Raw genomic sequence first — 19,766 nt, 5'->3', positions numbered from 1 at the left:
TAACGGTTAGGCGGTATTCACTTTCGACCGCTGTGATACGTCCAGGGCCGAACTATTCTTCCCCTTATGAAACGCCGAAAGGCGAAAGGAGCACCATGAAGAACAAGAAGTTGTTGGGGGCGATCGCGATCAGCGGCGCCCTCGCACTCGCCCTCGCGGGTTGCGCGAGCGGTTCCGGGAACAACGGAGGCGGGGACGACGGCGGCGAGAAGGTCGAGACCAAGGCGGCCGACTACAACCCGCAGCCCCGCGAGAACCTGAAGGAGGGCGGCGAGGTCAACTTCGAGATCAACGAGGTTCCGGAGCAGCTGAACGCCTTCAACAGCGACGCGAGCGCCGACACCGCACGCCTGTGGTACTACTACATGCCGCAGCTGCTCCTGGTCACCCCCGAGGGTGAGGTGCAGAAGAACGACGCCTACCTCGACGAGTACGAGATCGGCGAGGCCGACGGCAACACGACCGTCACCTTCACGTTCACCGACGAGGCGCACTTCAACGACGGCACGGACATGGACTGGACCGCCATCGACGCCACCTGGAAGGCGAACCGCTCCTACGACGAGGGCTTCAACCCGAACGCGACCGACGGCTACAAGCAGATCACCTCGGTCGAGCAGGGCGACAGCGCCAAGACGGCCGTCGTCACCTTCGACGGCGTCTACGCCTGGCCGTCCATGGCGTTCCTGACCGGCGGAGTGCTGAACCCGAAGCACGCCGACGTCGAGACGTTCAACAACGCGTACATCGGCAACCTCAACGCCGAGTGGGGCGCGGGACCGTACACGGTCGACGAGTTCGACGCGAACGCGGGCTTCGTGTCCTTCAAGCCGAACCCCGAGTGGTGGGGCAACGCTCCTCTGCTCGACAAGGTCACCTTCACGGCTCTCGAGGACGACGCCGCGATCAACGCCTTCAAGAACGGTGAGATCGACCAGGTCGAGGCCGGCAGCGAAGAGCGTCTGAAGCAGGTCGAGGACGTCGACGGCGCTGTCGTCCGTCGCGCTCAGCAGACCGCCAAGACGGTTCTCATGGTCGACGGCGACAAGCCGCAGTTCGAGGACGTGAACGTGCGCAAGGCGTTCTTCATGGGCGTCAACATCGATCAGCAGAAGCAGATCGCGTGGAACGGCCTCGGTTACGAGGAAGAGGCGGCAGGCTCGCTGAACATGTACTCGTTCCAGGACGGCTGGAAGGACGCGTTCGGTGAGGCCGGACTGAAGTACGACGTCGAAGGCGCCAAGAAGCTGCTCGACGACGCCGGCTGGGTGGAAGGCGATGACGGCATCCGCGAGAAGGACGGCGTCAAGTTCTCGGTCGTCTACCCGATCTTCAGCAACAGCCCCGTGCAGGAGGCGCTCGCGAAGTCGCTGCAGGCTCAGCAGAAGGAGCTCGGCATCGACCTCCAGATCGAGGTCCGTGCATCCGCCGACTTCTCGGACGACTTCACGTCCAAGAACTGGGACATCTTCGGTCTCCGCTTCACCGACTCCGACCCGTTCGGACCGGCGTGGATGTGCCAGATCTACTGCTCCGACAGCGGCCTGAACCTGTCTGCGACCGGCACGGCCGACATCGACAAGCAGATCGCCGACGAGGTCGAGTCGCAGAAGGATTCGGACAGCTGGACCAAGGCCGCCATGGACCTCGAGCCGAAGATCATCGAGGAGACCTGGGGCGTCATCCCGCTCTACAACGGTCCGTCGATCTACGTGGTCCAGGAGGGCCTGGCGAACCTCACGCCGGAGCCCTACGTGGGCCTGGACCTCTTCGGGGTCACTCCCGTCGAGGACCTCGGCTGGGAGAAGTAACACCCTCTGACACGAATCGTGTCGAAGCGGGGCCGGTGGTGATCCACCGGCCCCGCTTTCCTTATGCTGAACGCGTGAGCGCCCAGATCGTCCTCGTCCACGGCATCCGCACGTCCGCCACCATGTGGCGTGCGCAGCGCGCTTACCTCGATGCGCTCGGATACGCCGTCACGGCGGTCGATCTGCCCGGTCACGGCACCCGGATGGGCGAGGACTTCACCCTCCACGAGGCGCTCCACACGATCGATGGGGCGGTGCGCGCTGCCGCGGCGAAGGGGCCCGTCCTGCTCGTCGGGCATTCCATGGGCGGCCTGCTCTGCCTCGCGTACACGGGAGGTGCGCAGCGCCCGCCGGTCGCTGGACTGGTCGCGGCGGCGTGCACCTCGTTCCCCCACGGCGCCGGGCTCCGGGCCTACCGCCTGTTCGCCAGGGCCGTCGACTCCCTTCCGGACCGCGGGATGTGGCTCACCGCGCGGATGCTCGAGGCCACCATCCCCCTCGAGACGCGATCGGACTTCGCTGCGGGCGGCTACGCGCTCGACACGCAGGACGCCGCGCTCCGCAGCCTTGCCGCGCTCGACATCGCCGCAGCCCTCCCCCGGATCACGGGCCCCCTCTGGTTCGTGAACGGTCAGTACGATCAGCTGCGGCTCAACGAGTACCTGTTCCGCCGGCTCGCCCCGCAGGCAGAGCTGATCATCGTGCCGCGCACGACCCATCTGGTCACGGCCATGCGGCCGAGGATCTTCAACGCCGTGCTGCAGCTCGCGATCGCGACGGTCGAGCAGACAGCCAAGGATTCATGAGCGCGCCGGCTGCCGTGCGCACGCGGTGAGCACTCCTCCGACGACCGAGAGGACAGCGGCGGCGACGAAGACCAGCCAGAACCCGCCGACCAACGCGACAAGTCCCGCTCCGAGCACCGGGCCGATCAGCTGCCCGAGAGCCGCCGTGACGTTGACGATCCCGAGGTCGCGTGCGTGGTCCTGCTCGTCGGGCAGCAGATCAGCGGCGAAGGCCAGTCCGACCGTCGAGAACGCGCCGTAGCCGAGGCCCATCAGCGCCGCGGCGACCAGCGTCATCTCGAACGTCGGGACGAGCGCGATGGCCACGCCGGACGCCGCCTGCACGACGGTGGCCGCGACGGCGAGTGTGCGCCGGTTCCCTGTGCGATCCGAGACGATCCCGGTCACCACCGACGCGATCACCACGAACACGGTGTAGACGACGATGAGCAGGAGCAGGTTGTCCTGCGCGGTGGCACTCGGCTGGCCGAGGCCGTGCAGCAGGAAGAACAGGAACAGGGCCGTCCCCAGCGCGTTGCCGATGTTCGTCACCAGGCGGCCGGAGAGCATCCAGGCGAAGTCTCGATCACGCAACGAGGCGAGCGGACGACGTCCGAGCGGCTTCGGGCGCAGCGCCTCCGTGGTCGGCGGGTCAGGCAGAAGCAGCGCCGCCGCGGATCCGACCACGGCGATGACGGCCGCGAGCAGCAGGTAGCCGTCGCGTATGCCGAGTCCGAGCAGGACGACGAGACCGACACCGAGCACGATCCCCACCGCTTGGCTCGAACCGACTGCCGCGGAAGCGGCGCCCCGTTGCGTCGAAGGGAGCTGATCGGCGATGAGTGCAGTGAACGCCGCGGACGAGACGGCGACGCCCACCGACACCCCCACCCATCCTGCGCCCACGGCCCAGGGCCCCTCGGCGAAACCCGTGAGGATGAGACAGACGGCCGTGAGGCCGACGCCCCCCAGAGCCCAGGGACGACGGCGATGACGCCCGGCAGCCCCGCGATCGGAGAGTGCGCCGGCAGCCGGACCCGCGATGATGCCGGCGAGACCGCCGATGCCGAGCACGAGACCGGACGAGACCACCCCGCGGATCCAGTCGTCTTCCGGCGTGTCCAGCTGCAGCGGCAGGAGCAGCTGCACCGGCGTGAGCTGCACGGTCCAGATCGCCAGCCAGGCGAGCGTGAACAGTGACATCCAGCGCGCTCCCGCCCGTACGGTACGCGTGCCGGCGACCCCGCTCATCCGGCCACCTCCGCCGTGGATGCCACGGAACGCGAACGTGCGATGAGCTCGCGGTACCAGTCGTACGACGCCTTGGGCGTGCGCTCCCCTGTCACGAAGTCGACATGGACGAGCCCGAAGCGCTGGGTGTACCCGTCCGCCCACTCCCAGTTGTCGAGCAGGGACCACACCGTGTACTCCTCGACCGGGACTCCGGCCTCGATCGCCTCGCCGACGGCCCCGATGTGTCCCGACAGGTAGTCGATCCTCTCCGCGTCATCGATGCGCGCCGCTCGCTTCTGCTCGGGGAAGGACGCACCGTTCTCTCCGATGATGACCGGCGGGAGGCCGGGGTGCCGCGCGTGCAGGTCCAGGAGGAGATCACGCAGGGCCGACGGCATGATCGGCCATTCCGGGCCGAATCCGGTGATGGGCGCGCCCGGAGTCGGCACGATGTCGAACGGGACAGGGCTCTCCGTCGCGGCCGCGGTGACCGTGGTCGGGTTGTAGAAGTTGATGCCGTAGAAATCGATCGAGTGGCCGATCTCCTCCAGATCTCCCTCACGTACCGGCATCGGCGGCAGACCGAGCTCTTCGAGGTCGGGATACCCACCCGTCAGGAGCGGTTCGCTGAAGAGACGGTTGTGGAGCAGGTCGTATGACGCCGCCGCCCGATGGTCTTCGGCGGTGTCACGCAGGGGCAGGACCCAGGTGTGGTTGTTCACGAGCCCGACGGCCGTGGCCCCCCGCGCGCGGAGCACGGTGGCAGCCCGAGCGTGCGCCAGGAGCTGGTGGTGCGCTGTCGGCAGCGCGCCGAAGAGGAGCTGTCTTCCCGGCGCGAGCGCACCGACAGCGTACCCCTGGAGCGTCGTCATCGCGGGCTCGTTCAGCGTGTACCAGTGTTCGACCCTGTCCCCGAGGGCAGCGGCCACGATCTGGGCGTACTCGGCGAAGCGTTCGGCCGTGTCTCGGCTGAGCCAGCCGCCCTCGGCCTCGACGGCGCTCGGCATCTCCCAGTGGAAGAGGGTGGGGAACGGGACGACGCCGGACTCGAGGAGAAGATCGACGAGGCGGGAGTAGTGGTCGAGCGCCGCGGTGTCACCTGCTCCCCTGCCGTCCGGCTGCACGCGTGCCCACGGGATCGAGAACCGATAGCGGTCCAGTCCCAGCCCGGCGGCGAGGGCGACATCGCTCTCCGGGTTCCGGTAGCTGTCGCAGGCGGGCTCGGCGGTGGACCCGTCGACGATCGCACCCGGCGCCTCGAGGAAGTCGTCCCAGATCGAGCGCCCTCTCGCCCCGGTCGGGCGAGAACCCTCGATCTGGAATGCGGAGGTCGCTGCGGACCAGCGGAGTCGGCCAGGCGCGGACGGGCGGGGGGCTTCGCGGATCATCTGGCTCCTTGACATCGACGTCGAGATAGTCATGATTCTGCACCCAGTGCCAGCAGGTGCGCGACCGAGTTTCGCTCGGCTCCGGTCGTTTCGCGTCTGCGCCCCGTCTGCTGGTAGACTCGACTCTTGGCTTGCGTGTGGGTTCTTCCCTCACGACCGCTGTGCAGCAGCCCTCTTCTGCTGCCGGCATTCCGAACAATCCTGTACAGAAAGCGTCCACACGTGGCAAACATCAAGTCGCAGATCAAGCGCAACAAGACCAACGAGAAGGCTCGCGAGCGCAACAAGGCCGTCAAGAGCGAGCTCAAGACCCTCATCCGCACGACCCGCACGGCTGTCACCGCCGGCGACAAGTCGGCAGCCGAGGCGGGTCTGAAGAAGGCCTCCGTCAAGCTCGACAAGGCCGTCAGCAAGGGTGTCCTGCACAAGAACCAGGCGTCGAACCGCAAGTCGGCCCTCGCCAAGCAGGTCGCGTCTCTCTGAGCCGAATCACCTGAGAAAGGCCCGTCCCGTCACCGGGGCGGGCCTTCTTCGTTCCTGCAGCGAGCTCGGCGCGCAGCCGACTATTCGCCGAACGGCTGACGGGTCGCGATCACCGTGACCATCCGTTCCAGGGCGAAGATCGGGTCGCGTGCCGCGCCTTTGACTTCGCCGTCTGCCCGTGCCGTGGCCTGGATGGCCATCCCGAGCGACCGCTCGTTCCAGCCTGCGAGGTCGCGACGCGCACGATCGACCTGCCAGTCCTTCATGCCCAGGCGCTGAGCGAGCTGCCGGCTGGGCTCGCGGTTGCCCGCGACGCGTGCCATGGTGCGCAGCTTCATCGCGAAGGCCGCCACCATCGGAACGGGATCCGCCCCGGACGAGAGAGCGTGCCGCAGCGCGACGAGGGCCTCGCCGTATCGCCCGGCGATGGCGGTGTCTGCGACGACGAACGCGGAGACCTCGACGCGACCGCCGTAGTACTTGGTGACGGTCTCTTCGGTGATGTCGCCGTCGACGTCGCCGATGAGCTGCTGACAGGCGGCGGCGAGTTCGGTCAGGTCGTCGGCGAAGGCGGAGACCAGTGCCCGGAGCGCCGGAGGGGCGATGCGCTTCTTCGCGGCGCGGAACTCGCCCGCGGCGAAGTCGACCCGATCGCCGTCTCTCTTGATCGCCGGACACGCGATCTCGATGCCGCCGCCGTCGCCGGCCCTGAGCGCGTCGAGCAGCTTCTTTCCACGCACGCTCGCCCCGGTGTGCCGGAGGATGACGGTCGCACCCTCCTGGGGGTTGTCGAGGTACGCCACCGCTTCCTGGATGAACGCATCGGAGCACTTCTCGACGCCGGAGACACGCACCAGACGCGGTTCGCCGAACAGCGACGGCGAGGTGAGCGACAGGAGCGTTCCCGGTGCGTAGTCGTCTGCACGGACGTCGCTGACCTCGAGAGCCGGGTCTTCGGCGCGGAGGTAGTCACGGACGCCGGCGATCGCGCGTTCGGCGCAGACCTCTTCGGGTCCCGAGACGAGCACGAGCGGGGCGGGCCGGGGTTCGCGCCACGACACCTGAGGGATCTTCGTCGGCTTCGCTCCACCGCGGGAAGGGGGACGCGAAGCTGCCATGCGTCCAGCCTACCGGCGGTCACCGACAGCGCTTCCCTCGACGTCATCGCGTCGTCTTCTCCGTCCACACCCGCAGCTCGTCTCCCTGCACCCCGAGGAGGATGCGACCTTGGCGGTCCGTACGCAGCACGTGCGAGCCGGAGGCTTCGAGCAGATCGAGCGTCTCCGCCCTGGGGTGGCCGTAGTCGTTGTCGAGACCGACGCTGACCAGCGCCGCCCGCGCGTGCAGAGCCTGGTACAGCCCAGGATCCTGGTCCGCACTGCCGTGATGTGCGACCTTGACCACGTCGTATCGACCCAGTCGAGCTGTGCGGAGCAGCATGCGTTGCGGCGCGGCCGAGAGGTCGCCGAGGTAGAGCGACCGGGGCACGCCTCCCCCATCGAACTCCATCACCACGCTCGAGTCGTTGCCCGGGGGGAAGGCCACAGAGTCTCGCTGAGGCCATAGGACCCGCCAGCTCGCTCCGCCGAGCATCCCGTGCTGGCCGGCCGATGCCGTGTCGACGCACGCACCCGAGCGCGCGAGTCCGTCGAGGAGACGGCCGTCCGACGCATCGGCCACCGGCCCATGGAGCACCGCGTCGACCCGCCCCGTGACCGCTGACGTCCCGCCCACATGATCGAGGTCGTAGTGGGTGAGCACGAGCAGATCGATCCGCTCGATCCCCAGCGCGCGGAGACAGGCGGTCAAGGGCTCAGGGGCCGGCCCTGTGTCGATGAGCGCCACCTCGCCCGCCGACCGGATCAGGATCGCGTCGCCCTGCCCGACGTCGCACGCCGCGATCGACCAGCCACCGGGCGCCGTCGCCGTCGCCAGGGGCCCGTCGAGAAGGATGCGGGCCCCCGAGAGCGAGAGCACCACGATCACGACAGCGGCTCCCGCCCTCCGCGCGAACAGGAACCCGCGCGCAGGTCCGGGACCGCGCCCCGCAGCCGGCGCCCGGATCACGACGACGGCGATCGCCGCGCTCACGACTGCCACCAGCGCGGCGCTCCCGACACCCGCCGGAAGCAGAAGCTGCGCGCCGGGGAAGTGCGCGGTCGTCGTGGCCGTCGTTGCTATCCACGCCGCAGGCAGCCAGGCCGATGACACGAGCAGGTCGGCGAGCGGCGGCACCGGCGCGGCGAGGCACCCGAGGAGGCCGACGACGGTCGCGATCGGAGCCGCAGGTTCGGCGATGAGGTTCGCCGCGATCCCGATCATCGACTGCTGCTCCGCGAACAGAGCGATGATCGGCCCGCAGACCAGTTGCGCCGACACCGGCACGGCGACAGCCAGCGCCACCGGTCGAGGCATGACTCTGCCTAGTCCTCCGGCGAGCGGAGGCGCGAGGAGGATGAGCGCACCTGACGCCGCCACGGAAAGGGCGAACCCCGGTGTCGCCGCGAGCCAGGGATCGGCCAACAGGATCCCCACCGTGCAGAGGGAGAGCAGGCCGGCTCCGGCGCTCGGCCTGCCCAGCAGGACGCTCAGCATCCCGACCGCAGCCATCACCGCCGCACGGATCACGCTCGGTTCCGGCGTGACGAGGATGACGAATCCCGCCAGACCGACGAGCGCGAGGAGAGCTCGCATCGTGCGACCGCCACCGCACAGTGCGACCAGCCAGAAGATCCCGCCGACCACGATGGCGCAGTTGGCGCCGGAGACGGCGGTGAGGTGGCTCAGCCCGCTCGTGCGCATGTCGTCGTTCAACTCCATCAAGACAGCGCTGGTGTCGCCGACCGCGAGTCCCGGGAGGAGGCCGGCGCCGGGCTCCGGGAGCCGCGACGATCGCTCGGCGAAGGAGTGCTTGAGCGCCGCCGCTACTCCGAACACCCCGGATGCCGGCGAGACCACCTTTGTCTCGCTCGCGAAGATCACCAGTGCCGACCGCTCGCCCGGTTCCGTCGCCGCCGCCTCACCGACCACGCGGAGCCGAGCCCCGAGATCGAGTCCGTCGATCGGCGGCGTCCCGATGCGCACGACGGCGGACAGCGCCGTCGGGTGTCCGGGAAGACCCATCACTGACGTGGACGCCTCGACCCACATCCGCCCGTCACGTCCGACCGACGCCGACGAGGTGACGTCGGCAGTGACTTCGACGACTCGACCGTCCCACGACATCGCCTTCTCCCTGGCCGGTGCGGCGATGCCGACCGCGAGGGCGCTGCTGACACCACCTGCCAGCACCAGTAGTGCGAGCCCGGCAGCCGCGATGGGCGACCCGCCACGGCGAACACGGACGGACAGCGCGACCACCACGAGCACGACGAGCCCCGCCGCCACCACACCCCACGCGACGGTCGGCACCAGCACGCACAGCAGGGCGACGCCCCAGACCACGACGACGAGCGGCACGAGCCGCAGATCGCGTGGCTTCACACCCTGACCGCATCGCGCAGTCCGGCGAGGAGCTTCTCTCCGATGCCGGGGACCGCAAGGAGATCGTCGACGGACCGGAACCGACCGTTGTCCTCTCGCCAGGCGATGATCCGCTCCGCGAGTGCGGGGCCGATCCGCGGCAGGGTCTCCAGCGCCTCCTGGTCGGCGCTGTTGAGATCGACCCGGTCATCGCCGGGTGCGTCCGCGACGGGAGCATCGGTCGCGACGCCGACCGTCGGCACGATGATCTGCTCTCCGTCTTCGAGAGTGCGCGCGAGGTTCACCGCCGCGAGGTCGGCCTCATCGGTCGTCCCGCCCGCGGCTGCGAGGGCATCGACGAGTCGTGCGTTCAGGTCGAGGACATACAGCCCCGGCTGCGCCACCGCGCCCAGCACGTGCACATAGAGCTCACCGGAGGGTGCATCGGTCGTCGTGACATCCGTCAACGACAGCGAGTCCGACGGCGGCGCCTGTCCACGCAGCAGCCCGAACCCCACGGCCGCCGACAGCACGACCAGGGCGAGCACCACGGCCGCCCCGACACTCAGACGCAGCCGACGCCGAGGAGGAGGTGGAGGAGCCTGCGGTGACGTCATCCGGCCACGCTAAGCGCGACCGCCGGCCTCCTCTCGCCCGGGAGACGACCCGAGTGCACAACCCGGCAGGATCGACCGCTGTGGAGGACGGAGCGAAGGCCCGCTCAGCCCTTGACGACGAAGCTGACGATCTTCGGTGCCCGCACCACGACCTTCACGATCTCCCGGTCGCCGATCGAGCGGATCACACGCTCGTCCGCCCGGGCCAGAGCTTCGAGCTCCGCCTCGCCGATGCGCGCAGGAACCTCGAGCTGCGCACGGACCTTGCCCCCCACCTGGACCACGGCCGTGACCGAGTCCTCGACGAGCAGGGCCGGGTCGGCCGAGCGCCAGGTCACGAGGCCGACGGAAGGCTCGTGACCGAGCATCTCCCACATCTCCTCGGCCGTGTGCGGGGCGATGAGGTCGAGCATCACCGCGATCGTCTCCGCAGCCTCGCGCACGGCGGGGTCCGCGGCACCCGCGGCGCCGTCGATCGTCTTGCGCGTCACGTTGACGAGCTCCATGAGACGCGCGACCAGGACGTTGAACTTGGTCTGCTCGACGAGGGCGGGCGCCTCGGCCAGCAGCTTGTGTGTGGCTCGTCGCAGCGCGGCGTCTCCGCCGTCGAAGACCACGTCGACCGCGCTGGAGACCTCGCCGGCGATGCGCATGGCCCGCGCCAGGAACTTCTGGGCACCGGTCGTGGAGACGTCCGCCCAGTCCTTGTCGTCCTCCACCGGACCGGCGAACGCCAGACCGACGCGGAGTGCGTCGGCCCCGTGCGCGTCGAGCTCTTCCTGGAACAGCACGAGGTTGCCCTTGCTCTTCGACATCTTGGTGCCGTTGAGGATGACCATGCCCTGGTTGATCAGGTTCGAGAACGGCTCCGTGAAGTCGATGAGGCCCATGTCGAACAGGACCTTCGTGATGAAGCGCGCGTAGAGCAGGTGCAGGATCGCGTGCTCGACCCCGCCGATGTACGAGTCGACGGGCGCCCAGCGGTCGGCCTGCGCAGGGTCGAACGCCACCGTGTCGCTGTTCGGCGAGAGGAACCGCAGGAAGTACCAGGAGCTGTCCACGAAGGTGTCCATGGTGTCGGGGTCGCGCAGGACGGGGTCACCCGTCTCGGGGTCGGTCGTGCGCACCCAGCTCTCGGCGCCGCCGAGCGGCGACGTGCCCTTCGGGGCGAGGTCAAGACCTTCCACGCTCGGCAGCTTCACCGGCAGCTGGTCCTCCGGCACCGGGATGATCCGGCCGTCCTCGGCGTGCAGCATCGGGATCGGCGTGCCCCAGAAACGCTGACGGGAGATGAGCCAGTCGCGCAGACGGTAGTTCTTCGCTGCACGTCCGGTGCCGGAGGCCTCGAGCTGCTCGATCGCCCGCGCGATCGCGTTCCGCTTGGACAGACCGTTCAGCGCGCCCGAGTTGATCATGCGGCCCTCGCCCGTCAGCGCCACTCCGGTGGATGCCGGGTTCTGCTCGTCGAGTGCGGCGCCCGTGTCGATCGGCACCCCGTCCTCGTCGACCTCGATGACCGGCATCGCCCCCGTGATCGGTGCCGTCGTGTCGACGACGACCTTGACGGGCAGGTCGAACGCGCGGGCGAAGTCCAGGTCGCGCTGGTCATGCGCCGGCACGGCCATCACGGCGCCGTGGCCGTAGTCGGCGAGCACATAGTCGGCCGCCCACACCGGCAGCCTCTCGCCGTTGACGGGGTTGATCGCGTAGCGCTCCAGGAACACCCCGGTCTTGGGGCGGTCCGTGGACTGCCGATCGATGTCGGTCTCCTTCTGCACCTGCTCCAGATACGTCTGGAACCGCTGCCGCACCTCGTCCGGCGCACCGGCGGCGAGCTCGGCGGCCAGGTCGGAGTCGGGGGCCACGACGAAGAACGTCGCACCGTGCAGGGTGTCCGGCCGCGTCGAGAAGACCGTGACCGGCTCGTCCCGGCCCTCGATCACGAAGTCGACGTCGGCGCCGACCGAGCGGCCGATCCAGTTGCGCTGCATCTGCAGCACCTTGTGCGGCCAGAAGCCCTCGAGCTGGTTCAGGTCATCGAGCAGGCGGTCGGCGTAGTCCGTGATGCGGAAGTACCACTGCGTGAGCTTCTTCTTGACGACCTCGGCGCCGCAGCGCTCGCAGCGCCCGTCGACGACCTGCTCGTTCGCCAGCACCGTCTGGTCGTTGGGGCACCAGTTGACCGGGCTCTTCTTGCGATAGGCGAGTCCGCGCTCGTACAGCTTGAGGAACAGCCACTGGTTCCAGCGGTAGTACTCCGGGTCGGAGGTGTGCAGCACACGCGTCCAGTCGAAGGAGACGCCATAGGCCTGGAACCCCTCCTTCTGCTGCGCGATGTTCTGATAGGTCCACTCGCGCGGATCGGCTCCCCGACGGATCGCCGCGTTCTCGGCGGGCAGCCCGAACGAGTCCCAGCCGATCGGGTTGAGCACGTTGTGTCCGCGGTGGCGCCAGAAACGGGCGACGATGTCGGAGTACAGGTAGTTCTCCGCGTGCCCCATGTGCAGGTCGCCGGAGGGGTAGGGGAACATCGCGAGCACGTAGCGCCGCGGTCGGGTGTCGTCGTCACCGCCGGTGAGGAACGTCCCGTTCTCCGCCCAGTACGTCTGCCACTTCTTCTGGATGGCGTGCGCCGACGGGGTCTCGTCGTCGGCAGGAGCGGTGGACAGGTTCTCAGACAACGAACGCACGACCAATCTGATGGAAAAAGCGGGATCAGTTCAGGATATCGGAACCCCAGAGGGCGGGCATTCCGGCGCCCAGCGCCGCGAGCGGCGCCCTGGCCTTGGTCGCCACCTCAGCGACCTCCGCGGCAGCGTCCGAGAGCCAGGTGATGCCTCCGCCTGCGCCGACGACCGCCTGCTCCGGTTCGATGACGATGCTGCGGATGACCATCGCGAGGTCGAGCGAGCCGTCCACGCCGATGTAGCCGAAGCACCCGGCGTACATGCCCCGTGGCCCGCCTTCCAGCTCCCGGAGCCTGGTCATCGCCGAGAGCTTGGGGGCGCCCGTCATGCTCCCGGCGGGGAAGGTCGCGTCCAGCAGCGCGCCGACCGTGGTCGCCTCCGCTGCGACACCGCTCACCGTGCTCACGAGCTGGTGCACCGCGGGATAGCTCTCGACCACCCAGAGACCGTCGACGCGGATGCTGCCCGGCACGCAGACCCGCGAGAGGTCGTTGCGCATGAGGTCGACGATCATCACGTTCTCCGCCCGCTCCTTGCGGTCGACCGCGAGCTCGGCGGCGAGCGCGGCGTCCTGCACCGGGTCTGCGCCGCGGGGTCTGGTGCCCTTGATGGGGCGCGTGCGGAGGACTCCCCCTTCGGCGTGGAGGAACTGCTCGGGGCTCGCGCTCAGCAGGGTGCGGTCGCCGATACGGACGAATCCCCCGTGATGCGCCGGCGTCGCGCACCGGAGCCTGCCGTACACGGCGACCGGATCATGGACGCCGGCGACGGTGAAGCGAGTCGTGAGACACAACTGGTAGGCGATACCGGCACGGATGAGATCTCGACACCGTTCGATCAGCGCCTGATACTCCTGCGGGTCGTGTCGCGCCTCGGCGACCACGCGGGCGTCTCCGACGTCGCCGTGTGGCGGGGCGACGCCCTCGGCGGGAGCCTCGGTGCGGAGGATGTCCGCCTCCCAAGCTTCGATCTTTCCCTCCGCGCACTGCACCCAGGTCTGCCTCCTCGCGTGGTCGAAGGCGACGACGTGGGTCGCCCTCACCCAGGCCCCGCCCGTGGCACCGACGGGTCCGGCGATCGGAGCCCCGGCAGCGGCGGCTCCGCTCTCGTAGTCGAGCCAGCCCACCCAGCCGCCGCGGAACGGCGGTAGCGAGGTGTCGTCGTCGGCGGGAGCGGCGTCGAGCCGCGTGCCGACGGGAAGCGTCGAGCGCTCCCCCGTCCCGACGAAGCTCCACCCCTCCGTCGCCTCTGCGCCCGCATCGAGCCAGAACACATCGGAGACCCGCGCCTCGAGCATCGCGAACACCGCGGACGGCTCCACCCAGACGGGAAGCGGTCGCGCACTCAGCTGTTCCGGCACCTTTCCAGCCTAGGTCCGGTCCGCTCCCGTATTCTCATCACGTGGACGACCTCCTGCTCTGGCTCCTCGACACCGTGCAGTCGATCGATCCGGTCACGCGCACTCTGGTCGCCGGCGTCGCCGTCATGCTGGAGACCAGCATCCTGATCGGTCTGATCGTCCCCGGCGACACCATCGTCATCATCGCCTCAATGGGCGTCGCCACGGTGTGGGAGGGCATCGCGATGGGAGTCGCGGTCGTGATCGGCGCGTTGATCGGCGAGAGCATCGGGTTCTGGCTCGGACGCTGGCTCGGTCCCCACATCCGCGTGTCCTGGCTGGGGCGCAAGATCGGCGAGCACAACTGGGTGCGTGCCGAGAATTACCTCGCCCGCCGTGGGGGCATCGCCATCTTCCTCTCCCGCTTCCTCCCGGTCCTCCACTCCCTCGTGCCCCTCACCGTCGGCATGAGCGAGTACCCCTACCGCCGGTTCCTGGCGTGGACGGCCCCCGCGTGCGCGCTCTGGGCGACCGCCTATGTGAGCGTCACCTCGCTCGCGGCCGGCAGCTTCCGCGAACTCGTCGACCGTGTGCATTTCGCGGGGTACATCTTCGTCGGGGTCATCGCCCTCTTCCTGCTCCTCGCCTACCTCGGCAAGAAGCTGCTGCAACGCCTCGAAGCTCGTCACCTGGAGGGTCCGGAGGCGGAGGTCGACGCCGACGTGAAAGACTGAACCAATGGCATCCGCACCCCCGGCGCCCCGGATCCACTGGTTCGCCCGACTCGAACATCGCTTCCACGTGTGGCGAGAAGGTCGTGCGCGCCGTCGCGGCCGGGTCGCGACGATCCTTCCCTTCCCCGGATACGGCGGACCGGGTTGGGTCCGTGTGGTCGGCCGTGTGCTGATCGTCCCCCCGCAGCGTCGCACCCGCGACGGCGAGCCGGCGAGCGTGCGCGGATGGCGGAGCTTCGTCGGGATCCCTGTGGGCTTCGCGTCGGTGAGCGTGCACTTCGGCGACACCACGCATCAGGTGGTCGCCGACCGCGGCGGCGTCGTGGACGCGATGATCCGCGTCGACCTCGAACCGGGGTGGCAGACCTTCACCTTCTCGGTCGAGGGTCAGGAGCCCATCGAGGCGCGGGCGTTCATCGTGGCCGAGGGAACCCGGTTCGGTGTCGTGTCCGACGTCGACGACACCGTGATGGTGACCGCCCTGCCGCGTCCGTTCATCGCGTTCTGGAACTCCTTCGTGCTGGACGAGCACGCGCGTCTGCCTGTTCCCGGCATGGCCGTGCTCCTCGACCAGCTGCTGCGTCAGCACCCCGGCGCGCCGATGGTGTACCTGTCGACAGGAGCGTGGAACGTCGCACCGACGCTGTGGCGCTTCCTCGGTCGTCATCTCTTTCCCGCCGGTTCGATGCTGCTGACGGACTGGGGTCCGACGCACGAGCGCTGGTTCCGCAGCGGTCGCGAGCACAAGCTCACCAACCTGCGCCGGCTCGCCGCCGAGTTCCCCGACGTGAAGTGGCTTCTGATCGGCGACGACGGTCAGCATGACGAGGCCATCTACAGCCAGTTCATGGAGGAGCACCCCGAATCGGTCGCCGGTGTCGCCATCCGTCGTCTTCTCCCCGCCGAGGCCGTGCTTGCGGGCGGTCGCGCGGGGCGGGAGCCGCACTCCGAGGATGTCGCGCCGTGGGTGAGCGCGGAGGACGGCGCCGGGCTGCGAGACCTGCTCGGCGAAGCCGGCATCCTGCACTGACGAGAAACCGCACCCGACATGGACCTGCACTGAGATGGCGATCCCCCGCGACGACTGGATGAGCCGCGAGCTGGCGCACCAGGAACGTGCCGATGCGTTGACGGCCGATCACCGCGAACGTGCCGCGCACGCCGAGAAGCATCCGGTGTGGGACTTCCTCTTCACGTATTACTCCTTCAAGCCCGCGCAGCTGCGACGCTGGCATCCGGGTGCCGGGATCGAGCTGGAGGATGCCGTCGAACGTCTCTCGTGGCGCTGGTACTCCCCCGGAGCCGATGAAGGCTCCGTCGTGCCCGATGCCGCCGCCTTCGGCGCGCAAAAACCCGAGCTCGCCGCCCTCGTGGAACGGATGCTGCGCCGCACGGCGTCGCGTCCTGGACAGTTCGGATGCTTCGGGCTGCATGAGTGGGCCATGGTGTACCGCGCGGAAGAGCATCGGCACGCCGTGCCGCTTCGGCTCGGGCAGGCCGGGACGGATGCGGTCGTCGAGAGTCACGACCTCCGCTGCACGCACTTCGACGCCTTCCGGTTCTTCACCCCGCAGGCCGTTCCCCGCAATCGCACCCCGCTGAGTCGTGACGCCCAGCCGCTGTTCGAGCAGCCCGGCTGCCTCCACGCGGGCATGGACCTGTACAAGTGGGCCACCAAGCTCGGGCCGCTGATTCCGGGCGAGCTCCTTCTCGACGCGTTCGAGCTCGCGCGGGACATCCGCCTCCTCGACATGCAGGCCGCGCCGTACGACCTCTCCGCGTGGGACGTCGTCCCCGTGCCGATCGAGACCCCGGAGGGGAAGGCGGAGTACGTGCGGCGACAGCGCGGTTTCGCGGATCGCGGAGCCGCTCTGCGGACCGCCCTGCTGAACGCGTGGCTCGGCGAGGGTGCACGCCAGGCGGCGTGAGCCTCACCCCGCGGGATCGCAGTCGGGACACACCGCCCAGTTCGCGGTGCTCGCCGCCAGCCGCATCCGCAGCGTGACGACCCGGACAGCCGCCTCTTCGAGCCTCTGCGCCGGCAGCGTCCCGGCATCGACGGCCGCCGCGATCCCCGCCGCCATGTTCTGCGCCGTCCGGGCGTCGGAGCCTGCGATCATGAGCACCAGGTCGTTGCCGGCGGCGATCGCCGCCACGCCGTTCGCGACTGGGTCGGCGTAGGCCGGATTCCCCGATGACAGCAGCATGCCGAGATCATCGGTGACGGCCACCCCCTCGAAGCCGAGGTCGTCTCTGGCGATCTGGTGCCACCTCGGCGAGAGGGAGGCGGGCAGCGGATCGACGGCGGTGTAGGCGAGATGGCCGTACATCAGCAGATCCGCCCCCGCATCGATACCCGCGCGGAAGGGAGCAGCCTCCGTCTCGCGCCACTGGTCGAGTCCCATCGCCGTCGTGGGGATCGCGTGATGGGAGTCTCCCGGCGCGGCACCGTGCCCGGGAAAGTGCTTGAGGGTGGACGCGACGAACTGCTCCTGCGCTGCTGTCGCGGCCTCGACCCTGTCTGCAGCGCCCGCCGCGTCGGTGCCGAGCGCTCGACCGTAGATGAAGGTGCCCGCATCCGCGGTGAAGTCCGCCACGGTCCCGAAGTTCACCGTGATGCCCGCGCGTGCGACGAGGGCACCGCGTGCGGAGAACGCGTCGGCCGTGTCGGCGACCGGACGATCCTTGAGCGACGTGGAGGCCGCGAAGTCGTCGCCGCGCAGACGCGACACGATTCCCCCCTCCTGGTCGACGGCGATCAGTGGAGGAAGCCGGGGGTCGACGGTCAGCGCCCCGGTCAGGCCCTGCAGTGCGGCCTCGGACTCCGGGATGTTCGCCCCCATCAGGATGAAGCCGCCGAGCCCTGACTCCATGTAGGCGCGGAGCGCTGCCGGATCGGTCCCTGCGACGTGCCCCATGACCACAGTCGACGCCTGCGCGGCCACCGTCATCTCGTGCACCAGCGCCGCAGCGCGCGCGGATGGCGTCGTGCCCGGGGTCGCGCCCGGGGTCGCGGTGCGAGCAGGAGCCGCCGTCGAAGTCGCAGGGACGACGGATGCCGACGCCGTCGCCGTGGCGCACAGGCCGACCATCGCGGCGATGGCCAACGCCCCCGCCGTCCGACCGCGGTACCGGGACATGGGGCCTCCTGTGCGCGGCCGCCGCGTCAGCAGCCGAGGGCCTCGGCGATGGGCACCGACGATTCCGGGTCGCCGTTGCCGAAGCGGATCGTGCGACCGATCGTGCACGGCGCGTGGAGTGTCGCTGCGATGACCGCGGCGACATCCGCACGAGACACCGCGCCGCTTCCGTCCGGGTCGATCTGGACGCGCGAGGTCGGCGCGTCGAACGTGAGGGTGCCGGGGCCGAGGATCGTGCCTTCGAGCCCGCTCGCGCGCAGGTGCTCGTCTGCAGCCCACTTGGCGTCGGCGTACGGGTAGAACGAGTCGCCCTCGGGAACACCGTGATCGGCGGTGGAGCCGAGCCACGACACCATGACATAGCGGCGGACCCCGGCGCGTTCCGCCGCGTCCATCGATCGCTGAGCCGCATCGCGGTCGACCGCATAGGTGCGCTCGGGTGATCCGCCACCGGCGCCTGCCGACCAGACGACGGCGTCGTGCCCGCGGATGATCTCGGCGAGCGCCTCGACGTCCATGTTCTCGACGTCGGCGACGAGCGCTCGCGCCCCGCCCGCTTCGACCTCCGGTGCGTGCGCCGGGTTGCGGATCACTCCCGTGACCTCATCGCCCTGAGCGACGAGCAGCGGTGCGAGCAGGAGGGCGATACGGCCGTGGCCGCCGAAGACGATGATGCGCGACATACCTTCACCCTACGCGCACGTCCCGACGTCAGCGCGGGGTCTGCTCGCTGTCGATCACGAACGCCTGGGGGTGGCTCGGCAGGTAGCGCACGACGACCGGTTCACCGCTGGGAAGGTAGACATCGCGATCGGGATACACGGCAGGCGTGAAGAAATTGCTCTCGAGCGTGTACTCCGCCCCTTCGGCGGTCGTGAAGGTGACCCAGTCTCCGTCCATCGTCGCGGTCGTCGGCCGACCGTGGTCATGGATGTAGGCACGCGTGACGGGGACACCGGTCAGGCTGAGGATGCCGATCGCGAGCGAGCCGACCATCACGAAGGCCAGGATCCGGGCGGCGACGCGGAGCACACGGCCCCCGATCTCGCCGCGGGGGCGACCGGTCGAACGCAGCAGTCCCTCACGTTCGCGCACACGACGCAGCGTCTCGCCCGGCGCCGCGCCCCGCGCCGACAACGCGAACAGACCGAGCGTGGAGAACCCCGCGATGAAGACGAAGACATAGCCGTGCGATGCGGGGAAATTGACCAGCCAGATGAGCGTGTCCATCGGATTCATCGCGTCGCCTCCTTCTCGATCGTCACCGCGACGGTCTGCGGGTCCTCCCGCCGGTAATACGCCCACACGGGAGCGCCGACCTGCAGATGCGGGACCGCTTGCGGGTACACGAACACCGTGGTGTCGGCCTCCCATGTCGCCTCGCCGTCCGGAGCCATCAGCACCCGCAGCGCGAGCTCGCTCTGTCCCTCCCGTCGTCGACCGGTCGGGCGCACCTCCAGCACCGAGGCGGGCACCGCGATGCCGCTCGTGCGCGCCCGCACCTGGCTCGGGTCGATCAGGCCGCGATCGATCCGCCACTGCAGCATCGCCTCGCGGACCACGGGATCGCTGAGGTCGGCGAGTTCGACGGTGTCCTGATCGGTCAGGCTGTAGCGCACCGGAACGGGGAGCCCCACCTGGAGCGTGCCTATCTCCGCCGCGTCCACCAGCATCCGCAGCTGCCCGATGAACTCCTCAGCCGCGCTCGGCGTCACACGGATGAAGATGTCGTACTGCGGGACGTCGTTCACGCTCACCCCGGTGCGGGAGACCTCCACGATCGTGCCGACCCCGATCTGCGCCGGACCACGGACAATCTTGCGGCGCCCGAGCCCCGAGAGCATTCCTCCGAACGTCAGCAGCAGTCCCCACGCGACGCCGATGATGATCGGAGCGCCGAGCGTGTCCTCCCCGGCGAACGGCAGGATCGAGTGTCGCTGATCGACCCCGAAGAGCCCCTCCCCGACCCAGATCGCGAGCCACGCCGACAGGAGGAGCCAGACGATGAGGAGGATGATGCGGACCATGACCATCAGCGTACCGATGCGCCACTCCGTCTCCGGCCCACGCCCTCGTCCTCTACACTC

The 19,766-nt window shown here is 69.3% G+C and carries 17 protein-coding genes; 6 read left to right on the top strand and 11 right to left on the bottom strand.

Annotated elements, in window-relative coordinates; translation table 11 throughout:
- Nucleotides 1-95 precede the first annotated feature (95 nt).
- Both AB0E56_RS09875 and AB0E56_RS09870 read left to right on the top strand, forming a co-directional pair.
- Nucleotides 96-1,811: an ABC transporter family substrate-binding protein gene (locus AB0E56_RS09875; protein WP_359798560.1), complete on the top strand. Its 1,716-nt coding sequence runs from the start codon at nucleotides 96-98 to the stop codon at nucleotides 1,809-1,811.
- A gap of 74 nt (nucleotides 1,812-1,885) precedes the next feature.
- Complete coding sequence (locus tag AB0E56_RS09870) at nucleotides 1,886-2,617, top strand: alpha/beta hydrolase (RefSeq protein WP_359798559.1); 732 nt, start codon at nucleotides 1,886-1,888, stop codon at nucleotides 2,615-2,617.
- Here the strand turns inward: AB0E56_RS09870 and AB0E56_RS09865 are convergent.
- Both AB0E56_RS09865 and AB0E56_RS09860 read right to left on the bottom strand, forming a co-directional pair.
- Nucleotides 2,612-3,847 (bottom strand): MFS transporter, encoded by a 1,236-nt coding sequence (locus AB0E56_RS09865; protein ID WP_359798557.1) that lies wholly within the window; start codon nucleotides 3,845-3,847, stop codon nucleotides 2,612-2,614. The two genes, AB0E56_RS09870 and AB0E56_RS09865, sit on opposite strands and share 6 nt — an antisense overlap.
- A complete protein-coding gene (locus tag AB0E56_RS09860; RefSeq protein WP_359798555.1) occupies nucleotides 3,844-5,217 on the bottom strand; it encodes a family 1 glycosylhydrolase in 1,374 nt (457 codons plus the stop codon). The genes AB0E56_RS09865 and AB0E56_RS09860 overlap by 4 nt, the downstream gene beginning before the upstream one ends.
- 222 nt (nucleotides 5,218-5,439) lie before the next feature.
- On the opposite strand from AB0E56_RS09860, the gene rpsT reads away from it, so the two are divergent.
- The gene (gene rpsT, locus AB0E56_RS09855) at nucleotides 5,440-5,700 is read left to right on the top strand and encodes a 30S ribosomal protein S20 (protein WP_359798553.1); all 261 of its coding nucleotides are present in this window, start codon (nucleotides 5,440-5,442) and stop codon (nucleotides 5,698-5,700) included.
- An 80-nt stretch (nucleotides 5,701-5,780) separates the two neighbouring features.
- Here the strand turns inward: rpsT and holA are convergent, their stop codons facing one another.
- The 5 genes from holA to AB0E56_RS09830 form a co-directional block, all read right to left on the bottom strand.
- On the bottom strand, nucleotides 5,781-6,818 hold the full coding sequence (gene holA, locus AB0E56_RS09850; protein ID WP_359798551.1) for a DNA polymerase III subunit delta: 1,038 nt from the start codon (nucleotides 6,816-6,818) through the stop codon (nucleotides 5,781-5,783).
- 43 nt (nucleotides 6,819-6,861) lie between these two features.
- Complete coding sequence (locus tag AB0E56_RS09845; RefSeq protein WP_359798549.1) at nucleotides 6,862-9,183, bottom strand: ComEC/Rec2 family competence protein; 2,322 nt, start codon at nucleotides 9,181-9,183, stop codon at nucleotides 6,862-6,864.
- Nucleotides 9,180-9,779: a ComEA family DNA-binding protein gene (locus AB0E56_RS09840; protein ID WP_359798547.1), complete on the bottom strand. Its 600-nt coding sequence runs from the start codon at nucleotides 9,777-9,779 to the stop codon at nucleotides 9,180-9,182. Before AB0E56_RS09840 ends, AB0E56_RS09845 begins: the two co-directional genes overlap by 4 nt.
- A 104-nt stretch (nucleotides 9,780-9,883) precedes the next feature.
- A complete protein-coding gene (gene leuS / locus AB0E56_RS09835) occupies nucleotides 9,884-12,469 on the bottom strand; it encodes a leucine--tRNA ligase (RefSeq protein ID WP_359798545.1) in 2,586 nt (861 codons plus the stop codon).
- 25 nt (nucleotides 12,470-12,494) lie between these two features.
- Nucleotides 12,495-13,826, bottom strand: coding sequence for an anthranilate synthase component I family protein (locus AB0E56_RS09830; RefSeq protein WP_359798544.1), 1,332 nt, complete (start codon nucleotides 13,824-13,826; stop codon nucleotides 12,495-12,497).
- Between the two features lie 41 nt (nucleotides 13,827-13,867).
- On the opposite strand from AB0E56_RS09830, the gene AB0E56_RS09825 reads away from it, so the two are divergent.
- The 3 genes from AB0E56_RS09825 to AB0E56_RS09815 are packed head-to-tail and all read left to right on the top strand — an operon-like array spanning nucleotide 13,868 to nucleotide 16,467.
- The gene (locus AB0E56_RS09825; protein WP_359798543.1) at nucleotides 13,868-14,539 is read left to right on the top strand and encodes a DedA family protein; all 672 of its coding nucleotides are present in this window, start codon (nucleotides 13,868-13,870) and stop codon (nucleotides 14,537-14,539) included.
- Between the two features lie 4 nt (nucleotides 14,540-14,543).
- Nucleotides 14,544-15,569, top strand: a complete 1,026-nt coding sequence (locus AB0E56_RS09820; RefSeq protein WP_359798541.1) for a phosphatase domain-containing protein — start codon at nucleotides 14,544-14,546, stop codon at nucleotides 15,567-15,569.
- Nucleotides 15,570-15,603: 34 nt separating this feature from the next.
- Nucleotides 15,604-16,467, top strand: a complete 864-nt coding sequence (locus tag AB0E56_RS09815) for a 3-methyladenine DNA glycosylase (protein ID WP_359798539.1) — start codon at nucleotides 15,604-15,606, stop codon at nucleotides 16,465-16,467.
- Between the two features lie 3 nt (nucleotides 16,468-16,470).
- Here AB0E56_RS09815 and AB0E56_RS09810 read toward each other — a convergent pair whose 3' ends face one another.
- The 4 genes from AB0E56_RS09810 to AB0E56_RS09795 are packed head-to-tail and all read right to left on the bottom strand — an operon-like array spanning nucleotide 16,471 to nucleotide 19,706.
- Nucleotides 16,471-17,679 (bottom strand): glycoside hydrolase family 3 N-terminal domain-containing protein, encoded by a 1,209-nt coding sequence (locus AB0E56_RS09810; RefSeq protein ID WP_359798537.1) that lies wholly within the window; start codon nucleotides 17,677-17,679, stop codon nucleotides 16,471-16,473.
- Between the two features lie 26 nt (nucleotides 17,680-17,705).
- On the bottom strand, nucleotides 17,706-18,362 hold the full coding sequence (locus AB0E56_RS09805; RefSeq protein ID WP_359798535.1) for an SDR family oxidoreductase: 657 nt from the start codon (nucleotides 18,360-18,362) through the stop codon (nucleotides 17,706-17,708).
- Between the two features lie 28 nt (nucleotides 18,363-18,390).
- Nucleotides 18,391-18,918, bottom strand: coding sequence for a hypothetical protein (locus tag AB0E56_RS09800; RefSeq protein WP_359798534.1), 528 nt, complete (start codon nucleotides 18,916-18,918; stop codon nucleotides 18,391-18,393).
- A complete protein-coding gene (locus tag AB0E56_RS09795) occupies nucleotides 18,915-19,706 on the bottom strand; it encodes a hypothetical protein (RefSeq protein ID WP_359798532.1) in 792 nt (263 codons plus the stop codon). Before AB0E56_RS09795 ends, AB0E56_RS09800 begins: the two co-directional genes overlap by 4 nt.
- Nucleotides 19,707-19,766: the final 60 nt, after the last annotated feature.

Origin of the sequence: Microbacterium sp. NPDC028030, assembly GCF_040637855.1 — a bacterium.
Classification (GTDB): domain Bacteria; phylum Actinomycetota; class Actinomycetes; order Actinomycetales; family Microbacteriaceae; genus Microbacterium.
The sequence above is the reverse complement of the archived record's forward strand: the minus strand, read 5'-3'. Positions and strand labels throughout refer to the sequence as shown.